15 protein-coding genes and 1 pseudogene are annotated in these 21,790 nt (G+C 70.4%); 12 read left to right on the forward strand and 4 right to left on the reverse strand.

The genetic code is table 11. The features are described from left to right. The first annotated feature begins 1,002 nt into the window (after positions 1–1,002). A complete protein-coding gene (locus amrb99_RS07215) occupies positions 1,003–1,791 on the forward strand; it encodes a serine hydrolase (protein WP_190853785.1) in 789 nt (262 codons plus the stop codon). 890 nt (positions 1,792–2,681) lie between these two features. On the opposite strand, the gene amrb99_RS07220 is transcribed toward amrb99_RS07215, so the two are convergent. Beyond that, complete coding sequence (locus amrb99_RS07220; protein ID WP_190853787.1) at positions 2,682–3,869, reverse strand: ROK family protein; 1,188 nt, start codon at positions 3,867–3,869, stop codon at positions 2,682–2,684. A gap of 170 nt (positions 3,870–4,039) precedes the next feature. Between amrb99_RS07220 and amrb99_RS07225 the strand changes: the two genes are divergently transcribed. From amrb99_RS07225 to amrb99_RS07265, 9 genes are read left to right on the forward strand one after another with little or no spacing between them, the layout of a single operon-like run. Next, positions 4,040–5,353 (forward strand): glycoside hydrolase family 36 protein, encoded by a 1,314-nt coding sequence (locus amrb99_RS07225; RefSeq protein WP_190853789.1) that lies wholly within the window; start codon positions 4,040–4,042, stop codon positions 5,351–5,353. Continuing rightward, positions 5,350–6,390, forward strand: a complete 1,041-nt coding sequence (locus amrb99_RS52995; protein WP_206699846.1) for a sugar ABC transporter permease — start codon at positions 5,350–5,352, stop codon at positions 6,388–6,390. Before amrb99_RS07225 ends, amrb99_RS52995 begins: the two co-directional genes overlap by 4 nt. A gap of 9 nt (positions 6,391–6,399) precedes the next feature. Continuing rightward, positions 6,400–7,209 (forward strand): carbohydrate ABC transporter permease, encoded by an 810-nt coding sequence (locus tag amrb99_RS07235; protein WP_190853792.1) that lies wholly within the window; start codon positions 6,400–6,402, stop codon positions 7,207–7,209. Positions 7,210–7,224: 15 nt separating this feature from the next. Then, on the forward strand, positions 7,225–8,535 hold the full coding sequence (locus amrb99_RS07240) for a sugar ABC transporter substrate-binding protein (protein ID WP_190853795.1): 1,311 nt from the start codon (positions 7,225–7,227) through the stop codon (positions 8,533–8,535). 12 nt (positions 8,536–8,547) lie between these two features. After that, complete coding sequence (locus amrb99_RS07245; RefSeq protein ID WP_190853797.1) at positions 8,548–10,095, forward strand: alkaline phosphatase D family protein; 1,548 nt, start codon at positions 8,548–8,550, stop codon at positions 10,093–10,095. Between the two features lie 10 nt (positions 10,096–10,105). Then, entirely contained in the window at positions 10,106–12,112 is a 2,007-nt protein-coding gene (locus tag amrb99_RS07250) for an NPCBM/NEW2 domain-containing protein (protein ID WP_190853799.1), read from the forward strand. 12 nt (positions 12,113–12,124) lie between these two features. Beyond that, positions 12,125–13,735, forward strand: a complete 1,611-nt coding sequence (locus amrb99_RS07255; RefSeq protein ID WP_190853801.1) for a beta-N-acetylhexosaminidase — start codon at positions 12,125–12,127, stop codon at positions 13,733–13,735. A 7-nt stretch (positions 13,736–13,742) separates the two neighbouring features. After that, the gene (locus amrb99_RS07260) at positions 13,743–14,792 is read left to right on the forward strand and encodes an amidohydrolase family protein (protein WP_190853803.1); all 1,050 of its coding nucleotides are present in this window, start codon (positions 13,743–13,745) and stop codon (positions 14,790–14,792) included. A 46-nt stretch (positions 14,793–14,838) separates the two neighbouring features. Continuing rightward, on the forward strand, positions 14,839–15,462 hold the full coding sequence (locus amrb99_RS07265; protein ID WP_190853805.1) for an SGNH/GDSL hydrolase family protein: 624 nt from the start codon (positions 14,839–14,841) through the stop codon (positions 15,460–15,462). Positions 15,463–15,651: 189 nt separating this feature from the next. Here the strand turns inward: amrb99_RS07265 and amrb99_RS50740 are convergent. After that, positions 15,652–15,928, reverse strand: a pseudogene (locus tag amrb99_RS50740) (transposase); the annotation flags it as partial. A 130-nt stretch (positions 15,929–16,058) separates the two neighbouring features. Here amrb99_RS50740 and amrb99_RS07275 point away from each other — a divergent pair. Together amrb99_RS07275 and amrb99_RS07280 are read left to right on the forward strand one after the other, a co-directional pair. Beyond that, entirely contained in the window at positions 16,059–16,814 is a 756-nt protein-coding gene (locus tag amrb99_RS07275; RefSeq protein WP_190853807.1) for a hypothetical protein, read from the forward strand. Between the two features lie 718 nt (positions 16,815–17,532). Further along, positions 17,533–18,354: an SMP-30/gluconolactonase/LRE family protein gene (locus amrb99_RS07280; RefSeq protein ID WP_347256572.1), complete on the forward strand. Its 822-nt coding sequence runs from the start codon at positions 17,533–17,535 to the stop codon at positions 18,352–18,354. 36 nt (positions 18,355–18,390) lie between these two features. On the opposite strand, the gene amrb99_RS49990 is transcribed toward amrb99_RS07280, so the two are convergent. Then, on the reverse strand, positions 18,391–19,758 hold the full coding sequence (locus tag amrb99_RS49990) for a glucose-6-phosphate dehydrogenase (RefSeq protein WP_347256573.1): 1,368 nt from the start codon (positions 19,756–19,758) through the stop codon (positions 18,391–18,393). Further along, the gene (locus amrb99_RS49995) at positions 19,755–21,584 is read right to left on the reverse strand and encodes a glycoside hydrolase family 15 protein (protein WP_206699848.1); all 1,830 of its coding nucleotides are present in this window, start codon (positions 21,582–21,584) and stop codon (positions 19,755–19,757) included. The genes amrb99_RS49990 and amrb99_RS49995 overlap by 4 nt, the downstream gene beginning before the upstream one ends. Positions 21,585–21,790 lie beyond the last annotated feature (206 nt).

Genomic DNA, 21,790 nt, shown 5'->3' on the forward strand with positions numbered 1-21,790 from the left:
TCGGACAGGCTCATGGCCAGCTCGCGGTAGCGCCAGCGGCCCACCGCCCTTCAAAAAGACCGTCTGGCCAGTCGACAGCGCCACCGCCAAAACGGCAGAACCGCCAGCCTCACCCCGGCCGCCCGGAACGCCCCCTGCGCCGCGACCGGATCATCTCCCGACGGCCGCGGCAGCACCCCGGGATAGTCACCAGGACGACGCACCGACGGGTCGGGCCTCCACGCCGCCCGCTGCGGACCGCTCGTTGCGCGCCGCCACCAATGCGACGCCCACCGACCCGCATGAAAGGCGTTGTCGAGCAGAACCAGCACAACGGCTGCCCCACCACCGGAAGCCCGAACGCCCACCCCGCCGCGCCATAGATCAAGCTGCCCACCCCACGGCGAGCAAGATTCCGCCGATGAGCACCCCGATCCGCATAACCCCAATATGTCGGAAAGCACCACTTGGACAGGTGAATACCGATCAGATCCGGCCCCACTCGCCACACAAAGCCCGTCGGCTCGCGACAAATCCGGCGACACCGCCGTTCCAGCGGCCGCACGGCCCCTATGGGGGCACGGCCACTCGTCGCAGTCGTCGGGACCGATGCCGTGACCGTACCCCGCGGTCGCCGGGTCGCCGGGCGGAGGCAATCAAGTCGCCGCAGACCCCTACCGTGAGCGGGTCGTGATCGGATTCCCCGCCGAACTCACCGACTCCCGAAGTGTCTTCGTCCCGCAATGGCGTGGTCGAAGCGTGGAGCCGGAATGCTCAGCGTGCGCGGTCAGTCCGAACGTGAGCGAGCCGTGGCATGCAAATCTGTTAACGGCAGGGTAACGGCCGGCTCGGAACACTCGCGATCATGGATTCCGACGTTCCGTCCCCGCCGTCATGAGGCCGATCGCGCTCCTGGTGGCGGTGCTCGCTGGTGCCGCCGTCCTATTGGCGGCAGGCTCATCGGTCGTTGTCCGGGAGACGGTCCCGCCCCGCGCGATGACCCCACCGCCCACCGCGAGCCCGATGCCCGCACCGTCCAGGTCCCCCGCGTTCGGCCGGGCGGAGCGCGCGTCCCTCACCCGCGCGCTCGACCGCTACCTCCGCGACATGCCCGGCGACCTGTCGGTGTCGGTGCGGGAGGTCACCACGGGCCTGGGCTTCACCTACAACGGCGACCTGCGGACGGCGACCGCCAGCATCGTCAAGGTCGACATCGTCATCGCCCTGCTGCTGCGCGCCCAGCGGGAGAAGCGCGCCCTGACCGCATCGGAGCGGACGCTCGCCGAGAAGGCGATCCGGATCAGCGACAACGGCGCGGCCAGCGCGCTGTGGAACGAGATCGGCGGGGCGTCCGGGCTGGCGTCGGCCAACCGCAGGCTCGGCCTGCGCGACACGATCCCCGGCGGGGGCGGGGCGTGGGGAGCGACCACGACCGGCGCCGCCGACCAGGTCCGGCTGCTGGCCGCGCTCACCTCTGACCGCTCTGCCCTGCACGCCTCCGGCCGCCGCTACCTGCGGAAACTGATGGCGGACGTGACGCCGGAGCAGGCGTGGGGGGTGAGCGCCGCGGCCGGGGACGGGGCGGAAGTCGCGCTCAAGAACGGCTGGCTGCCCCGCGAGATCCACGACGGGCGCTGGACGGTCAACAGCATCGGCCTGATCCGCGACGCCGGCCGGCTGTTCCTGGTCGCGGCCGTGTCCGAGCGCGACTCCACGCTGGAGAAGGGGATCGCGGCCGTCGAGCACGCGTGCGCGAGCGTCGTCGCCGCCCTCGCCCGCGCGACCTCGTCCGGCCGCGCCTCCCAGCGATAGCCGGTCACGCCGACTCGTCCCCAGGACCGCGCCTCGTGCCGGGTCCGCGGCTGCAACGCGGCCGCGGCGATCAGCCACTGCTGGCCGCCGAAGCGGACGACGGGGACGGGGAAGGTGAACCCCGGAGCCCACCAGCGTCAGCGTCCTGGCCATACAGGCCATGGCGATCACCAGCCCGATCCACGCGACGGGCCGCGGCAGCAGCCCGGTGAGCAGTCCCCTCGCCGACAGACCCGCGACGAGCAGCGCGGATTTGGGGTGGGGGCGGGGTTAGCTCCCGTCGACCCATCCCGAGCCCGGCCCGCGGCCGTCATCATCCTTGATGGACCGGTGGACTGGGAGGAGACGGATCTGCAGCGAAGCGGAGGCCTTCTTCTTCAAGGAGGTCGTCGGGGCGCTCGCAGTGCTCGGTGGGAGCCTTCAGTTGGAGGAGAACGCCCGCAGGGCCGGTGTCGACGTTTCGGGCCGAACGTCTTCCCAGGGCAGCAGCACGCCTTCCAGATGGCCGCGGGACGCGCGCCGGAGGCCGATGACGCGATCCGCAGGCTGGCCGATTGGGTCCGGCCCAGACTCGGCCTGGCCTGACACCTGGTCAGGGTGCCCGTCCCTTACCCTCCGCGCCCCGCCGCGGAGGGTAAGGCCGTCGGGGAAATGCGTTCGATCGAAGGATGCCGGATTTGATGATTGGTCGAATCCGGTTCAGGGCCAGCCGTCCGAGCTGCTCCTCGCTGGTAGACGACACAGGAGAAAAGTACGGGCGAACGAGGCCGGCTCTGGGGCTTGCATAGTTCGAAGCGGAGTTGAGGGCGGATGAAATGCCGCGGTGCGGGCTCGGCATATTCCAGTTTGTCGCCCCGTCCGGTCATGAGCGGCGGGAGACAGTTCGAGGTTCACGCGGGGTCGAGGCTCGCAGGCGAGGGCGCGGGACGGACCGGCGGGCGCAGGGCCGGGGCGTCGGGGGCGAAGAAGAGCTGGTCGAGGTGCTCGATCGCGTAGTCGATGGCGCCGAGCACGACGCACTCGTCGCCGAGGGTGGATCCGCTGAGCCTCGGCATGCGCAGGCAGACTCGTTCGAGGCGGGAGCGCAGGGGCGGCAGCAGGACGTCGGCGGAGCGGGAAAAGCCTCCGCCGAGCACCACGATCTCAGGGTCGAGGAGGAGCACCGCCGCGGCGGTGCCGATCGCGAGCTTGTCGGAGAAGCGCGCGACGGCGTCGAGGGCGGTGGGGTCGCCGTCGCGCGCGGCCGCGAGGGTGAATCCGGCGGCGTCCTCGGGCGGTAGGCCGTCGGGGACGATCGCGGCGTTGTTGAGGTCCACCGGCCCGTCTCGCCAGCCCGCCTCGGGAAGCATGACGATCTCGCCCGCGGCCGCCCCGAAGCCGCGATGGAGCCGGCCGTCGATGATCAGGCCGGTGCCCATGCGCCGCCCGATGTGCAGGAAGACCACGTCCTTGGCGTCGCGGGCCACGCCGCGCCTGGTCTCGGCCAGGGCGGCGAGCCGGCTGTCGTTCTCGACCAGCACCCGGCAGGGGAACCTCTCGCCGAGCAGGCCCTCGAGGTCGAGGTCGCGCCAGGCCGGGATCGACGCGGACATGATGACCCGGCCGTCGGGGCCGACGAGCCCGGTGGTGCCGACCGCCACCGTCCACAGGTCGGCGATCGTCAGGCCGCCCAGGGCGAGGCAGGCGGCGGCGGCCTGCTCTATCGCCGCGAGCCGGTCCTCGAGCGGCGCGGCGGGGTGCGCCGGGCGGCGCGTCTCGGCGAGGACGTTGCCGTCGAGGTCGGCGAGGGCGGCGCGGATGTGGTAGGCGCCGATGTCGAGGCCCATGAGGTGCCCGCCGTCGGCGCGGAACCGGTAGCGCCGGGCGGGTCGGCCCATCGTGCCGGGCGCCGGGGGGACCTCCTCCACCCATCCCATGGCGCTCAGTTCGTCGATGACCTCCTTGGTGGAGGGCCGCGACAGTCCGGTGCGCTCGGCCAGCGCGGACAAGGTCGCCGCCTCGGCCCCGCGCAGTGTCTTGATCACGGTCAGCGCGTTGAGCTGCCGCAACCGGGACAGGTCGCCACCCATCGGCGGCATCGTCGACATCAGAAGGTCCCCTTCAAAAGCAGAGGGCGGGGCGGTTACCGGCCTACCCGGCCAGCCTAGGTGGAGGCCAGGCCCAGCGCAAAGCACCCATTGCCATCCACCTTCGGCCAGTGTACTAATGATGGTCTCCTCTGTAACTCTCCTGGAAGTGAGAGCATCCGATGCCGTTCACCGATGTCGGAGAGATCACCGGTCTCTCGCCCCGGACGCGGGTTTTCGAGTTCGGCTGGCAGTCATGGAGCCCGACCGGCGCCTACCGGCTCGGCGAGACGCCGCCGCGTCCCGCGGACGACAACGTGCAGACCATCTGCTACCGCCCGGAGACGCCCGTTCCGGCCGGGGCGTTCCAGGGCGAGGGCCTGCTGGCGGTCGATCCCGGTGACGGCGGCCCGGTGTCGGTCTTCTCGGGCCCGGGTCCGGGGGAGGTGCCCTCGATCCGGGCTCGCGGGGCGGACGGCCGGCTGGTGGTGTCCGCCGACGGGCCCGTCACGCGCCATGAGGTCGGCGGCGGCCTGGACGCCGCGCTGCGGTGGTGGGCGGACGGCGTCGCCGCAGGCCACGCCCCCGATCGAATCCCGGCCGTGCCGCCCATGTGGTGCTCCTGGTACGGGTACTGGGACAAGGTCACCGACGCCGACATCCTCGACAATCTCGCCCTGGCCGAACGGCATGGCATCGAGGCCGACATGTTCCTGATCGACGACGGCTACGAGGCCGAGATCGGCGACTGGCTGGACCTCCGCCCCGGGTTCGGGTCGCTGGAACGGTCCGTCGGCGCCGTCCTGGAGTCGGGCCGGCGCGCGGGCATCTGGGTGGCGCCCTTCCTCGTCGGCCGGCGCAGCCGAACCTTCCGGGACCATCCTGACTGGCTCGTCGGCGGCGCGCACGCCGGCGTGATGTGGGACCAGGACCTCGCCGTCCTGGACGTCACGCACCCCGACGCCGCCGCGCACCTGGCCGAGGTCTTCACGCGGTTCCGGGCGCTGGGCCTGAGCCACTTCAAGCTCGACTACCTCTACGCGGGGGCGCTGCCCGGGCGCCGGCACGAGGACATGGGCTCGATCGCCGCCTACCGGCGCGGTCTCGAACTGATCCGCACGGCCATCGGCCCGGACGCCGCGCTGCACGCCTGCGGTGCGCCCCTGCTGCCGAGCATCGGCCTGGCCGACATCATGCGCGTCAGCCCGGACACCGCGCCCCGAGTGCTGCCGAAGGCGGGCGACCTCAGCCAGCCGTCGCAGCTCGGCGCCCGGCTCACGGGAGCCGCGCGCGAGTTCCTGCACGCCCGCTGGTGGGTGAACGACCCCGACTGCATCATGGCCCGGCCGGAGGTCGAGGCGCGCGAGGAGTGGGCCGAGCACATCGAGGCCGGCGGCGGGCTGCGCGGATCCGGCGACCCGATCGCCGCGCTGGACGCGTGGGGCCTGGAGACGACCCGGCGGCTCATGGTGCCGACCCGGACGGAGCCGTCGTGACGAGCAGCGCCGACCACCTCCCGGGACGGGCCGACCCGGCGGACGGCGCCGAGCGCGGCCGAGCCGCCGTGACCGCCCCGGCCGCCCCGGCCGCAGGCACGCCCGAGGAGCCGGCCCGCGGCCGGCCGGCCGCGCGTGGAGCCGGCGCCCGTCCGCGCCGCCGCCTGTGGCGCACGAACTGGTACGCCTACCTGTTCGTCGCTCCGAGCCTGTTCGGCGTGTTCGCCTTCCTGCTGCTGCCCCTGCTGATCGTGCTCGGGCTGAGCCTGTTCCACTGGGAGCTGCTCTCCAGCCCGTCCTTCGCCGGCCTGGCGAACTACCGGCGTCTCGCCGGGGACGGCGAGACGTGGCACTCGGTATGGGTGACCGTCCTGTTCGTCCTGTTGAGCATCCCGGCGCAGACCGTCCTGGGCCTGCTGCTGGCGCTGCTGCTCAACCAGCGGGTCAAGGGCGTGGCGTTCTACCGCGCGCTGTTCGTCGTGCCGTGGATGGCCACGCCGATCGTGATGGGCCTGGTGTGGACGTGGATCTTCGACCCGCGGGACGGCGCGCTGAACAAGCTGCTCGGCGTCGCCGGGGTGAGCGGGCCGGACTGGCTGACCGACCCGTCGTGGGCGCTGCCGTCGGTCGCGCTCGTCAACGTGTGGCAGTACAGCGGCTACACCATGCTGTTCTTCCTGGCCGGGCTGCAGGGGATCCCGCAGGAGCTGTACGACGCGGCGGCCACCGACGGCGCGAGCCCGGTCCAGCGGTTCTTCCAGATCACCCTGCCGCTGCTGAACCCGACGACGTTCTTCGTCACCGTGACGAACCTGGTCGGAGCGTTCCAGATCTTCGACACGGTCTACGCGATGACCGACGGCGGGCCGAGCGGCAGTACGGAGGTGCTCAACTTCAGGATCTTCGAGACGGCCTTCCGCCGGTTCGACTTCGGGTACGCCTCGACGCTGGCCGCGCTGCTGTTCCTGCTCATCCTCGCGGTGACGCTCGCCCAGGTCCGGTTCTTCGCCAAGCGCACCACGTACGACCTGAGCTGAGGAGGGACCATGGTCAAGCGCACCGCGCTCTACGCCACGCTGGTCGTCGGCGCCTTCGTCTCCGTCTTCCCCTACCTCCTGGTCGCGCTGACCGCGCTGAAGACGCCGCGGCAGCTCAGCGGCACCGAGCCGTGGGAGCCCGGGCTGCCGCCCACCTTCGCCAACCTCGACCGGGTGCTGCACTCGGGCTTCGCCGGCTACCTCGGCAACACGCTGCTGATGACGGCCGCGCTGACCGCCGGGCAGCTGGTGTTCACCACCTTCGCCGCCTACGCGTTCGCGCGGCTGCGCTTCCGCGGCCGTGACGTGCTGTTCTGGCTGTACGTGGCCACGATGATGGTGCCCAGCGCGGTCACCATGATCCCGCTCTTCCTGATCATGCGCGAGCTGCACCTGGTCAACACCTGGTGGGGGCTGCTCGCGCCGTACCTGCTCGGCACGCCGTACGGGATCTTCCTGATGCGGCAGTTCTTCCGCGCCCTGCCCGCAGGGCTGGAGGACGCGGCGCGCATCGACGGCGCCGGGCCGCTCACCATCCTGCTGCGCATCGTCCTGCCGCTGTCGCGCCCCGCCCTCGGCACCCTCGCGATCATCACCGTCATCTCGTCCTGGAACAACTTCATGTGGCCGCTGATCATCACCAGCGGTGACGACACCAGGGTCGTCACCGTGGGGATCGCCGGGCTGAAGGGCTCCATCGGGGTCGACCCCAACCAGATGACCGCCGCCGCCCTGATCGCCCTGGTGCCCATGGTCGCGGTGTTCGTCGCCTTCCAGAGATACATCGTCCGCTCGGTGGTCCTCACCGGCCTCAAGTAGAAGAGGTCAGCCGCAATGACATCCCCCCGAATCCGCACGATCGCGGCCGTGCTCGGCGCCGCACTCCTGTCCACCGCGACGGCCTGCGGCGGCTCCGGCGGCTCCGGCGGCTCCGTCACGCTCACCTACCGCCTCTGGGACGACCAGCAGAAGGCCGGCTACCAGAAGGTGATGGCCGCCTTCGAGAAGGCCGACCCCGGCGTCCACGTGAAGATCGAGCTGCTTCCGTACGACCAGTACTGGACCAAGATGACCGCCGACGCGGTCGCGGGCACCGCCCCGGACGTCTTCTGGATGCAGACCTCGCAGTTCCCCGAGTTCGTCACCAAGGGGATCCTGGCCGACCTGGACGCCCTCAAGCTCGACACCACCAAGTACAACGCGAACGTCGTGCAGTCCTACACCTACAAGGGCAAGCTGTACGGCGTGCCGAAGGACTTCGGCATCGTCGGCCTCCTCTACAACGAGGACCTGTTCAAGAAGGCCGGCGTCACGATGCCGGACAAGCTCACCTGGGCGCCCGACGGCTCGGGGACCCTGCTGGAGACGGCCCGCAAGCTGACGGTCGACGACAAGGGCAGGCATCCCGACCAGGCGGGATTCGACGCCGGCAAGGTGAAGCAGTACGGCTTCGCGTCCTGGAACCACTACCAGACCCAGTGGATGAACTGGGTCAGCTCCAACGGCGGCAAGCTGGTCGACAAGCCGTTCGGCAAGTACGCCTTCAACGACGCCGCCTCGGTGCAGGCCCTGCAGTTCGGCGTCGACCTGGTGAACAAGTACCACGTGGCGCCGCCGGCCGCGCAGACCAACCCGCCCAGCGACAAGATCAACGAGATGTTCAAGCAGGGCCGGGTGGCGATGTTCCCCGCCAACAACGCGCTCCTGCCGTTCGTCGCCCCCGGCGCGAACTTCACGATCGGCATCGCGCCGATGCCGGCGGGCCCCGCCGGACGCGTCGTGAACATCAACGGGCTCTCCGAGGCCGTCTACTCCAGAAGCGCCCACAAGGAGGCCGCGATGAAACTGGCCCGCTTCCTCTCCGGGCCCGAGGCACAGAAGATCATGGCGGACGGCGGCTACGTCTTCCCCGCGCTGAACGGCCTCTCCCAGGGCTACCTCGACTACTGGAAGCAGAAGGGCCTGGACGTCTCGCCCTTCCTCGAGGAGTCGCGGGGCGCCACGTTCAACCTGCCCGTCACGACCGGCTTCACCGCGTTCGAGAACAAGCTCAACCAGACCTTCAACGACATGTACCTCGGCAAGCTCACCCCGCAGCAGGCCGCCGACCAGGCCGTCCGCGACGGCGACGCGCTGGTCAAGTAGTCGAGGAGCCCCATGATCACCCGGCGTTCCCTTCTCGCCGGGGGCGCGAGCCTGGGCATCGCCGCCGCACTGGGTGTCCCACCCGTGCGCGCGGCGGCCCGGCGCGCCCCGCTTGGCGAGGTGTTCCGGCTCGGTGTCGCCTCCGGCGAACCGTCCCCCGACGGCGTCGTCCTGTGGACCCGCCTCGCCACCGACCCGCTCGCCCCCGACGGCCTCGGCGGCATGCCGCACCAGCCCGTCCCCGTCGAATGGCAGGTCGCCGAGGACGAGCGCTTCCGCACGGTCGTCCGGCGGGGCACGCAGGTCGCGCGCCCCGAGTCCGCGCACAGCGTGCACGTCGAACTCGACGGCCTGCGGCCCGGCGCCGAGTACTTCTACCGCTTCAAGGCCGGGGGACAGGTGTCCCCGGTCGGGCGGACGCTCACCGCGCCGGCGCCCGGCACGAGCGGCCGCGACCTCAACCTCTCCTTCACCTCCTGCGCCGACTACCAGGTCGGCTGGTTCACGGCCTACCGGAGGATGGCGGAGGACCACCCGGACCTCATCGCCTTCCTAGGCGACTACATCTACGAGTACGGCGACTACAAATACCCGGTGCGGGACCAGGCGGGCGGCGAGTGCTTCGACCTCGCCGGCTACCGGCTGCGGCACACCCAGCACAAGACCGACCCGGAGCTGCAGCTCGCGCACGCGATCGCGCCGTGGGTCACCGTCTTCGACGACCACGACGTAGAGAACGCCTGGGCAGGCGACGTGCCCGAACAGCCCGACCCGCCGTTCCTGCCCAGACGGGCCGCCGCGTTCCAGGCGTTCTACGAGAACATGCCGCTGCGCCGCGCGCAGAAGCCCGTCGGCGCGGCGCTCCATCTGTACCGGACGGTGCGGTGGGGATCGGTCGCCAACCTTCACATGCTCGACACTCGCCAGTACCGCGACCTGTACGCCTGCAACGACGGCAAGTCCGGGACGATCGGCGCCGACTGCACCGAACGCCTCGCTCCGAACCGCACCATCCTCGGCCAGGAGCAGGAGGCCTGGCTCGCCGGTCAGCTGAAAGAGTCCGGCGCCACCTGGGACCTGCTGGTCCAGCAGGTCTTCCTCATGGAGATGGACTGGACGAACGGCGAGGCGAAGGGCTACTCCAACGAGGGCTGGGACGGCTACACCGCCAGCCGCGACCGCGTGGCCGCGGCGATCGGCGACAACAAGCGCAACGGGGTCGTCCTCACCGGTGACGTGCATTCGCACTGGGCGGGCGAGGTCAAGCGCGACTACCAGGACCCCGAGTCCAAGTCCGTGGCGGTCGAACTCGTGAGCACGTCGGTCACGTCCGCGGGCAACGGCCTGGACGAATACCCGAACACCGGGCAGCTGCTCGCCGAGAACCCGCACGTCAAGTTCTTCAACGGCCGGCGGGGCTATGTCCGCAGCGTCATCTCCGGACGGGAGATGAAGGTCGACTTCCGGTCGCTTCCCGTCGTGACCCAGCCCTACGCGCTCGCCTACACCTCCGGCTCGTTCGCCATCGAGCCGGGCGACCCGAGCCTCCACCCGGGCTGACAGGACGATCATGCGCAGACGCGTGACCGCCGCCCTCGCGGCGGTGCTCCTCGCCATGTCCACCGTGCCGCAGTCCGGCGCGATGGCCCGCTCGGCGGCGCCGCCCGCCATCGACACTCCGCCGATGGGCTGGAGCAGCCGGGCCCTCGGCTGCTCGGTCGCCGACGCCTCGGTGCGCCGGGCGGCCACCGGCCTGGCGGCGCTCAAGGCCGCCGGCTACCGGTACGTGATCATCGACGACTGCTGGGAGGCCGGGAAGCGCGACTCCTCCGGACGGCTGGCCGCCGACCCCGGCCGCTTCCCCGACGGGATGAAGGCGCTGGTCGACGCCGTCCACGCCGCGGGCCTGAAGTTCGGCCTCAACCTCTCCGCGGGCACCAAGACGTGCGTCGGCGGCGGTCCCGGCTCCTACGGACATGAGGCCGACGACGGCGCGCTCGTCGAGCAATGGGGCGTCGACTACGTCAAGTACGACTACTGCTCGATCCCGACCGCCGACTTCCCCGGGCAGAACTCCCAGGCCATCGCCCAGAAGCTCTACCCGCGCATGCGGGAGGCGCTCGGCGACGGGATCGCGTTCGCCATGAACAACGAGGACGGCAACAGCGTCCCGTGGCTGTGGGGCGGGCAGCTGGCCACCACCTGGCGGACCAACCTCGTCACCAAGCCGATGTCGGACTCCTACGCCGGCATGCTCGGCATCTGGGAGACCGCGATGCTGCGCCTGCAGTACGCCGGCCCGCGCAGCCATGCCGACCCGGACCTGCTGCAGGCGGGACTCGGCGGCATGACCGACACCGAGTACCGCACGCAGGTCAGCCTGTGGGCGATGGCCGCCGCCCCGCTGATCCTGCAGGCGGCTCCGGACAAGGCGCCCGCCGCGATCGTCGCCGAACCCCGGGTGGTCGCGGTCGATCAGGACGCGCTCGGCCGTGCCGCCGCCTTCGCCCGCACCGACGGCTGGTACCACGTCCTGTCCCGGCCGCTGGCAGGCGGTGACACCGCCGTCGCCCTCTACAACGAGAGCGACCGGGAGAGGACGATCTCCACCACCGCGAGCGAGCTGAAACTGCCCGCCGCGTCCCGGTACCGCCTGGAAGATCTCTGGACCGGGGCCGTGTGGAGCACCAGCGGGGACATCTCCGCGGCGGTGCCCGCGCACGGCACCGTCATGTACCGCGTCAGCACGCGGCGGGATCCGGCCGCGCCGCTGCCGACCTACGAGATCGACCCCGCCACCGTCCTCGGAGAGACCCGGCCCACCACCGTCGAGCCCGGCAAGGACGGCTCCCTGCTGACGCGGGTGACCAACACCGGGGGCACCGCACCGGTACGGAACGTCGCCGTCTCGCTGACCGTGCCCGACGGCTGGAAGGCGACGGCGGTCACCCCGGCCACGGCCGGGAGGCTGGCCCCGGGCGCGACGTTCACCACCCGATGGTCGGTCACCCCGCCGTCCGGAGCCGCGCAGCGGGACTATCCCCTGACCGGGAAGGTCACCTCCGACCGTTGGAAGGACGGACTCGACGGGAGCGCGGTCGTCCATGTGGCGACCGCGCCCGGCTCCGGTACGAGCTACCTCAGCGACGTGCCGTGGGCGACGATGGTGAACCACCTCGGCCCGGTCGAGAAGGACATGAGCGGCGGCGACGCCGCCGCCGGCGACGGGCGGCCCCTCACGATCGGCGGCGTCCGGTACGCCAAGGGGCTCGGCGCGCAGGCCCCCGCCGAGATCGGCTACTACACGGCCGGACGCTGCACGACCGTCGAGTTCTTCGCCGGGATCGACGACGAGGTCGACGCGCCCGGAACCGTCCGCGGCTCGGCGGACTTCCAGGTGTGGGCCGACGGGGAGCTGGCCGCCCGTACCGGCGTCCTCACCGGCGACAGCCCGCCTCGGAAGGTCACCGCGTCCGTCAAGGGGGCCAGGTACATCCGCCTGGTCGCCACCAACGGCGGCGACAACGCCTATTTCGACCACACCGACTTCGCCGACGCGAAGATCACCTGCGACTGACGGGGGCATTCGATGGTCATCCCGAAACCGGTACGTCTCGACACCCGCCCAGGCCGGCTCGTCCTCGACCGGCACACCACCCTGACCGCCGCCCCCGCGCTCGCCGAGGTCGCCGCCTGGCTGCGCGGCGAGCTGAGCCCGGTCACCGGCGGCGAGCTGCCGCCTGGGCCGCGGCCCGGCGGGATCACGCTCGCGGTCCGGGAGATGCCGCCCGAGGCGTACCGGCTGAGCGTCGAGGACGGCGGGGCGCTCATCGAGGCCGCCGACGCCGCCGGCGCGTTCTACGGCGCGCAGACCCTCCGGCAGCTCCTCCCGCCCGAGGCGTACCGGAAGGCCGCCGCCGGCCGGAGCCTCCCGCTGCCCCACGTCCGGATCGAGGACCGGCCGCGCTTCGCCTGGCGCGGCTGCCTCCTCGACGTCGCCCGGAACTTCCTCCCCAAAGCGGATCTGCTGCGCTTCATCGAGCTGATGGCCCTGCACAAGCTGAACTTCCTTCACCTGCACCTCACCGACGACCAGGGCTGGCGGCTGGAGATCAGGCGCTACCCGCGGCTGACCGGAGTCGGTGCGTGGCGCCGGGAGAGCCAGATCGGATGGAACGGTCCCGGCGACGGGCGCCCCCACGGCGGCTACTACAGCCAGGACGACGTCCGCGAGATCGTCGCCTACGCCGCCCGGCGGCACATCACCGTCGTCCCGGAGATCGACCTTCCCGGCCACACCCAGGCGGCGATCGCCGCCCACCCCGAGCTCGGCAACCTCGACACCCCCCTCGACGTTGCCACGACCTGGGGCGTCGGCCCGAACGTCCTCAACGCCGAGGAGCACACGATCGCGTTCTTCCAGAACGTCCTGGACGAGGTCGTGGAGCTGTTCCCGAGCCCGTACATCAGCATCGGCGGCGACGAATGCCGCAAGGACCAGTGGCGGGCGAGCCCGGCCGCGCAGCGCCGGATCCGCGAGCTCGGCCTGCGCGACGAGGCCGACCTGCAGAGCTGGATCATCGGCCGGATCTCGGGCCACCTCGCCGCCCACGGACGACGCACGGTCGGCTGGGACGAGATCCTGGAGGGGAGGGGCGCGCCCGAGCACACCGTCATCACCTCGTGGCGGGACGACCACGGCACCGTGGTCGCCGCCAAGAGCGGACACGACGTCGTCCCCTGCCCCAACACCTCCGTCTACCTGGACTACCGTCAGGCGCCCGGCGACCAGGAACCAGTGCCGTTCGGCACCGTCCTCACCGTCGACGACGTCTACGCCTTCGAACCGATCCCGCCCGCGCTCGCGGGAGACCGGGCGGCCCGCCACATCCTCGGCGCCCAGTGCTGCCTGTGGACCGAACTGATCGACTCCCCTCGGCAGCTGGACTACATGGCCTTCCCCCGGCTCGCCGCCTTCGCCGAGACCGTGTGGAGCACCGAGGACCGGGACCCGGCCGGGTTCCGGCGGCGGCTCGGCGCCCACCTGGACCGCCTCGCCGCACTCGGCGTGGAGTACCGTCCCGAAGCGGGACCGCTGCCCTGGCAGCGCCGCCCCGGCGTGGCCGGGCGTCCCGAGGAGGACGACGCCTGGCAGGCGAAGGTCTCCGAATGGACCCGTCCCCTGCGCGAAGGCCGTTGAGGCGGCCATGCCCGAGCTCCACGATCTGCGGCTGTCCGACTATGCGCCGCGCCCGAGCGTCGCCATCCCCGGGAACCATGTCCCGCGGCCGCGGTACCGATGCGTCGACGTCCACAACCACCTCGGCCGCTGGCTCACCGGGGACGGCGGATGGATGGCGCCGGACGTGGGCCGGCTGCTCGCGCTCATGGACGAGCACGACGTGGCCGCCATCGTGAACCTCGACGGCATGTGGGGGGAGGAGTTGTCGGCCAACCTCGACCGCTACGACCGCGCCCACCCGGGCCGGTTCCTCACGTTCTGCCAGCTCGACTGGGGCCTGCTCCGCGAGCGCGACGGCGTCGACCGGCTGGTGGGCAGCCTCGAAGACTCGCACGCGCGCGGCGCCCGCGGCCTGAAGGTCTGGAAGACGCTCGGCCTGCACCACACCGGACCCGACGGTCGCCTGGTCCTGCCGGACGATCCGCGCCTCGCCCCCGTCTTCGCCGCAGCCGGCGAACTCGGCCTGCCCGTGCTGATCCACACCGCCGATCCGGTGGCGTTCTTCCACCCCGCCGACCGGCACAACGAGCGGCTCGAAGAACTGCTGGCCCATCCGGACTGGCACTTCGACCGCCCCGGAATCCCGTCCTTCCAACGACTCATGGACGCCCTGGAAGGCCTCGTCGCCACCCACCCGCGCACCGTCTTCATCGGCGCGCACGTCGGCTGCTACGCCGAGGACCTCCGATGGGTCTCGCGAATGCTGGACGAGCATCCGAACTTCCACATCGACATCGCCGGCAGGCTCGCCGAACTCGGCCGCCGTCCCCGCGCGACCCGGACACTGTTCACCCGCCACCCCGACCGCGTCCTGTTCGGCACCGACGCCTTCCCGCTCTCGGCGTCCTCGTACCCCACGCACTACCGCTTCCTGGAGACCGCCGACGAGCACTTTCCCTACGCCCCCGACGAGGAGATTCCGCCCCAGGGACGCTGGGCCATATCCGCACTCGACCTACCCGACGACGTGCTGGAAAAGGTGTACAGCGGCAACGCCTTGCGCCTACTCCAATAGCACAGGCCGGCGTTAACGCGGAGCCGAAACCCAGAGGGGACCGAAAGTGACCCAGGTAGGAAAAATCACCTGGCCCGATAGTGGAACGCTACGAGTCAACTTCCTCGGCGACTCCGTCGGCTACCGGGGATCCTTCGCCAGCACGCTGGAGAACTCCTGGCGGTATCTCATGCGGGCCCGCCTCGAGTCGGTCGGCCCGGTCGTCTACGGCAGTTACGACCACACCCACAATGCCAATGGCAATACCGTCTTCACCTCGGTCTCCAATGTCAGCGGCGGCGAGGACCTGACGTTCGTGATGCTGGGCACCAACAACGTCCGGGAGGTGCAGGAGTACGACGCCTTCGACTCCGACTGCGCCTCTGCGCTGGACCGCGTTCGCAGCGCCGCACCGGACGCGCTGCTGGTGGTCGGAGGAGCATGGATGCCGAGCAACGGAGGGACATGGACCGACTGCGAGCGCGTCGCGCACTACGACGCGCTGATCGCGGAGCAAGCGCACAAGCACGATGGCATGTACGTCCCCTTCACCGATTTGTTCGACCACGCCCCGAACCGCAACCCGACGGGAGATCCGGCATTCGGCGGATACACCACCGACGGATTCCACCCGAACGACACCGGGCACCGAGCGATCTACAACAGGTACCGGATCGCGCTCGGCCTCTAGGGGTTTGAAAAGAACCCAACAACCACACCCGGCGGCATCACCACCTATCGTTGTCGTCATCCAGTCCGCTTCTTGAAATAGGAGCGTGTCTCATGTGGGCTGTTCGACGAGCTTCTTGTAGCAGGTGATGGCGGCGGCCGGGACGAGGAAGGCATTGAACAGGTGGCCGTGGTGTTCGTTGCGGACGCTCAGGCGCCGGTAGCCGAACAGCCAGGCCAGCGTCCGTTCGATCACCCAGCGGTGTCGGCCCAGGCGTTCAACCGGACTCGATGACGTGCCGCGCGGTGCGCGGCGCGATTCCGCGTCGCCGCAGCCAGGTGCGGTGCTCGGCGGAGTGGTACGCCTTGTCGGCGCGCATCTTCGCCGGCCGCCGCCGACGCGGCCCACGGCGCGATCGGATCGCCGACAACGCCATCAGCAGCGACTTGAGCGCCTGGCTGTCGTGGACGTTGGCCGCCGCTGGTGACGTAACGCCGGGATCTCGTTGTCCTTGGCCGTATCCCCACGGAGCCGAAGCGGCATCACGCCCAGCGAGTTGCGCGTCAGGTCGTACAACAGCGACCACACCATGGCGGCGCAGCCTGCCCGACCACAGCATGATCCCACTCGGGAAACCGGCAGGTCAGGCCCCGAACTGGGATAATGAAGGCCCACAGGCCGAGCGGATCGCCGACGGCTGGGCGCATGTGGAAATGAATGAGGTGTTCATGGAGGGCTTCGGCGCCAGATACCGCACGACTCGGGCGTTCGCAGCGAAGCGCGGCTGGAGTTTCAACGTCTCAGGCAAGGGGGAGGACGGGCTTGTCGAGCAACTACGCGGCGAGCCGTTTCACATGGCTGAACGGTCCCGCGATACGTTTCCCTACCCCGTACTCGGCCGTCTTCGGCATCGGCTGTCGGATGTGATGCGGGGCGCCTACCGTGGCCGGTCCGCAGCCGTTTTCGTGTACACACGCGAGCAGGAGATCCTCGATGACAGTTTCGGCCGTCGTGGGCGGGAGAACTCGCGCTACTGGGTCGCCGCGTTGCTGGACTTGCCGACCCCACTGCCGCGCCTACAGGTGACGCCTCGTACGCCGGCGTCACCTGCGCTGCCGACCATCGCGGTCGGCGACGCGTATGTGGACGAGCGCTTTTACGTCCATTCCGATCAACCATCCTGGGCGGCAGGAGTATTGCGCGATATAACTTTTCTTATACTCAGTCAGCCCGCTTGGTCGTGGCGGATCTCGAGAGTGTCGGCCATAACATGGACCCGGGCCACGCCGATGGGTGGATTCCCGCTCGACCAGGTCGACACCGCCCTGGACCACTTGACCGCGATTGTCGGAAGCCTTACGCCACCACGCTGAGTCGCAGAAAAAGGCGAGGCTATTGTTTTGATGACAGCCGTATAGCCAAGGCATGATCGGTCGTGTTCACACCGAAGAGGTCACTGGTTCGAATCCAGTATCGCCCACATAATCCCAGCTCAGGTGCATGCGCTCACCGAGTGCATGCACCTTCGCGTATCCTGCCCCGGCCGAGGAGGTCACAAGTTCCTGCGGAGGCGTTGCCGAAGGTCACGGTCCCTTCAAGGTGCTCTGTGCAAGTGTGGTGCGGCTTCTGGGGGCGGATCTGGGGCACGGGTCTTGCCTCACCCCGACTGTGTTCAGCAAATCTCCTTCGCCCTAGTGACTCTGCGTGAAACGTCTTCGCCGATCACAGGAGTCGGTCGGGAGAGGCGCCGGGGAGATGCCCTGCACGGGAGTGAGTGGCCCAACGGATCGCGGACTTCGTCGAACCGGTGGGCTTCAGTCGTTCAGTGAGTCGTTTCCAGCCTGGGAGGGCTGGTCGCGAACTGGATGCGGTTCACCGGCTATGACCGCTAAGCAGTGAAGCTCCCGCAAAGTCAGGAGGCCGTTTGTTGTTTTGGTGTCGCATGGCATGCCTTTGTTTCTAGGTGGCTTTCTTGCAGTGCAGCTCGGGGTAGGGGATCGGTTGTATAGCTGAACTGGGCCGATTCTTTTTGGTGCGCCGGGTGGTTGGAGGTGCAAGGGTTTGCCGTGTGCTGAACAGATCACTGATCCGGTGACCTTTCACGGGGAGGGACCGGTCTGGTCATCCCGCTGGGAAGGGCTGCGGTGGGTGGACATGCTGGCCGGTGATGTGATGTCGCTGGGGGCCGATGGAACGGTCGGCCGGCGGCATGTCGGTGGCGTCGCCGCCGCGCTGCGTCCCCGGCGTGACGGCGGTGCGGTCATCGCGGTGGAACGGGGGTTCGCACTCGAGGACGTCGACGGCACGATAACGACCCTGCCGGAACTGTGGGGCGATGAGGGCGTTCGCATGAACGAGGGGGGCTGCGATCCGGAGGGCCGTTTCTACTGTGGTTCCATGGCCTATGGCAAGACGCCGGGTGCGGGTGCCCTCTACAGGCTCGATCCAAGTGGTGCCGCGGTGGTGGTGCTGGACGGCGTGACGATTTCGAACGGGCTGGACTGGAGCCCGGATGGACGCTTGGCGTATTACGTCGACACGGCCACGCAAAAGGTCGCGGTATTCGACTTCGACGGGGCCGAGGGGTTGAGCGGGGGACGGACGTTCGCGTCGATCCCTCCCGAGGACGGTGCTCCGGACGGCCTGACCGTGGACGCGGAGGGCGGGGTGTGGGTCGCGTTGAATCAGGGCGGGGCCGTGCGCCGGTACACGCCAGGCGACATCTTGGACGAGGTGGTCGAGGTGCCGGTGCGGGGAGTCACCGCGTGCGCCTTCGGTGGTCCGGGCTTGGACGAGCTGTTCGTCACCACTTCTCGTGAGGGGCTTCCTCCGGGCGACGCTTCGCCTGCCGGGGCGTTGTTCCGGGCGATGGTGGGCGTGAAGGGCAGGCCGGTACGCGAGTTCGCGGGTTGATCGCCACCGTCGATCCGGGCCGGATGCGTTCCGCGCCTACTGGTCCCTGGGGGCGGGTCCGCAGGACCCGGCCGGATACTCCTCGAGGGGCACGAGATCGTTGGACCAGGCGGACATGACCGGGGCGAGGACCCGCCATGCCTCTTCGGCTTCGTCGCCCCGGATGGACAGGGCGGCGTCGCCTCGCAGGACGTCCAGGAGCAGCCGGCCGTAGGCGGGCAGGTCGGCTGGCCCCATCTGGGCGGTCATGGTGAGAGGAGTGAGGGTCTGCGGACCGGGGCCGATTCCGGTGAGCGCCAGGGTCACGCTCTCCGGGTCGAGCCCGAAGCGGAGCACGTTGGGCACGGCCTCCCCGCTATGGCCGAAGGGCAGGTGGGGGACGGGGCGGAAGCGGACCGCGACCTCCTTGCGGTCGGTCTTGAGCGCCTTGCCGGTGCGGAGCCGGAAGGTGGTGCCGGACCAGCGCCAGCTTTCCAGTCGCAATTCCACCTCGGCGAAGGTCTCGGTGTGCCCCCGCGGATCCACGCCGTCCTCGTCGACGTAGGCGGGAACCCTGCGGTCACCGATGCGACCGGCGAGATACCGGGCCCGGCGAGTGCGGCGCAGGACGTCCTCGTCGGTGAGCGGGCGCACGGAGCGCAGTACATCGATCTTCCGGTCGCGCAGGTCGCGCTCGCTCAGGCTGAGCGGGGGCTCCATGGCCACCAGGCACAGCACCTGGAGGAGGTGGTTCTGCACCATGTCCTTGAGCGCCCCGACTCCGTCGTAGTAGCCCGCTCGGCCTTCGAGGGCGAGCGACTCGTCCCACACGATCTCTATTTCGGCGATGTGCGCGCTGTTCCAGAGGGGTTCGAGCACGCGGTTGGCCAGGCGGCTGCCGAGCAGGTTCTGGACGGTGGTCATGGCCAGGAAGTGGTCGACGCGGAACACCGCCTGCTCGGGGACGACCTCGGCCAGCAGCCGGTTCAGCTCCTGCGCGTCGGCCAGGTTCTCGCCGAAGGGCTTCTCCAGGACGATCCGGCTGCCCGCCGGGAGACCCGCGCCGCGCAAGGCGGTGACGGCGCCGGGGAATACCGCCGGGGGAAGGGCGAAGTAGAGCGCGACGGGCCGGTCACCGGCGATGAGGGAGGCGAGGTCGGCGGGGTCGGTGGCGTCGGCTCGGCGGAAGCGGGTGGCTCCGGCGACCCAGCGCCTGGCGTCGGCGGGGGAGGACCCCGCGTGCCGGTCGAGCTGCTCGGCCGCCCAGCCGCGGAAGCCCTCGTCGTCCCATTCCTTCCTATCGGCGCAGACGAGCTGGAATCCGTCGCCGAGGTGCCCGGCCGCGCGCAGGGCGGCCAGACCGGGCAGGAGGTAGCGGGCGTTGAGGTCGCCGGTGGCGCCGAAGACGACGAGTCGTTCGATCACCCTGTCCGCCCTTCCCTCGCCCGGGCGAGTGTGACGCCGGCGGCGATGACACCGATGTGGCTGAACGCCTGGGGGAAGTTGCCCATGAACGTCCCCGTCGACGGGTCGATCTGCTCGGGCAGCAACCCGAGCGGACTGGCGCGGGAGCACAGCGAGGCGTACAGGTCCTCGGCCTGCTCGGTCCGGCCCTGCAGCGCGAGGTTCTCGACCAGCCAGAAGCTGCACAGCAGGAAGGCGCCCTCGTCGCCGGCGAGGCCGTCGGGCGACCGGTCGTGCAGGTAGCGGTACAGCAGGCCGCCGCCGGCGGACAGGCGTTCGGCGACCGCCGCGGTCGTGGCGGTCATCCGCGGGTGATCGGCCGGGACGACCTTCCGCAGGGGGAGGGCGAGCAGGCTGGCGTCCAGCCCTCCGCCGCCGTCGAGGTGCTCGCTCAGGCTCCGCGCGTCCTCGTCCCAGGCCCGTTCCAGGATCCGCCGGCGCAGCTCGTCGGCCGCGTCGCGCCAGGCGGCGAGCGGTCCGGGCAGGCCGAGCCGTTCGCCGATGGACGCGGCCCGGTCCAGGGCCACCTGGCACATCGCGGCCGAGTACGTGAAGACCCGGCCCCCGCTCCGCACCTCCCAGATGCCCTGGTCCGGCTGGCGCCACGCGGTCTGCGCGGTCCGGGCCAGCTCGGCCAGGCGGGACCACAGGGCGGGTTGCAGATCGCCGCCGGCGCGGAGCCACTGGTCGGCGCAGTCCAGGACCTCGCCGTAGATGTCGTGCTGGAGTTGGTCGGCGGCGCCGTTGCCCCACCGCACGGGAGCGGACCGCCGGTAGCCTTCCAGACCCGGATCCTGGACCTCCTCGGGGACGGGGTCCCCGCCGAGGGTGTACATGATCCGGGGTCGCGAGGTGCTCTCGAAGGCGTCCAGGACCCAGCCGAGGAAGGCGTCGGCCTCGTAGCCGAATCCGACGCGGCGGAACGCGAACACGGTGAAGGCCGCGTCCCGGATCCAGGCGTAGCGGTAGTCCCAGTTGCGGACCCCGCCGATCGGCGCGGGCAGCGAGGACGTCGGCGCCGCCACCAGCGAGCCGTTGGTCCAGTCGTCGCACAGCTTCAACGTGATCGCGGCACGCCGGACCAGCGGCTCCTGCGGACCGGCATAACCGAAGTTCCGCATCCAGCGGCGCCATGCCTCGGTGGTGTCACGCAGCACCGCGTCGGGTTCGAACCGGTGGTGGCGGTGGACGCGGCCCCAGGACAGCGTCACGGCGAGACGATCGCCCTGTTCGAGGTCGTGCACGGTGTCGAGGCCGGTCAGCGGCCGGTTGGCGCGCAGGTGCAGCCGCAGGTCCCGCCGTCTGGGCGCCTGTATTTCCAGGCCGCTGGCGAGCGCCCGGGCCTGCGCACCGCCCCAGGGCCGCAGCTCCGCCCGCAGGCGGACGGTCCCGTCCAGGACGACGGCGGACCGGATGAGCTCGCCCCGGCTTCCGCCCGCGTCGTCCGACAGGTCGGCGTCCGCGCGGAGGCCGAGCGCATCGGTGATCCTGACCAGGCCGGTCGGGCCGCGCATCTCGGTCACCAGCACCGCGGTGTCGGGTTCGTAATATTGGCGGGCCTCACGGAGACCGTCCACCGTGAGAGCGAAATGGCCGCCGCGTTCGTGATCCAGCAGGCCGCACAGCAGCGGATCGCTGTCGAATCGGGGCAGGCACAGCCATGTGATCCAGCCGTCCGAACCGACGAGCGCCGCCGTCGTGCCGTCCCCGATCAGGCCCAGATCCTCCAGCCGCTGGTAGCCGTCCCGGCGGCGGACCGGCCGGAACGGCGGATCCGGATCGAGCATGGCGAACTCCTCCTCGGGGACACGTGCCGCCTCGCCGCCAAGGGGATCGCACCGCCGTGGCGCTGTTCGCGTCGTCGAACGCGACGGTTCTCATCACCACTTCCGATGTCCGCGACGGTGGTGCCCACGCGCGAGTTGTACGAACTTTGCGAGGTTCTGGCCAACCAGGTCTTCACGTCCGGCCGGGGCGCTCCCGGTCCGGTCCG

Source organism: Actinomadura sp. RB99, assembly GCF_014706005.1.
Classification (GTDB): Bacteria; Actinomycetota; Actinomycetes; order Streptosporangiales; family Streptosporangiaceae; genus Spirillospora.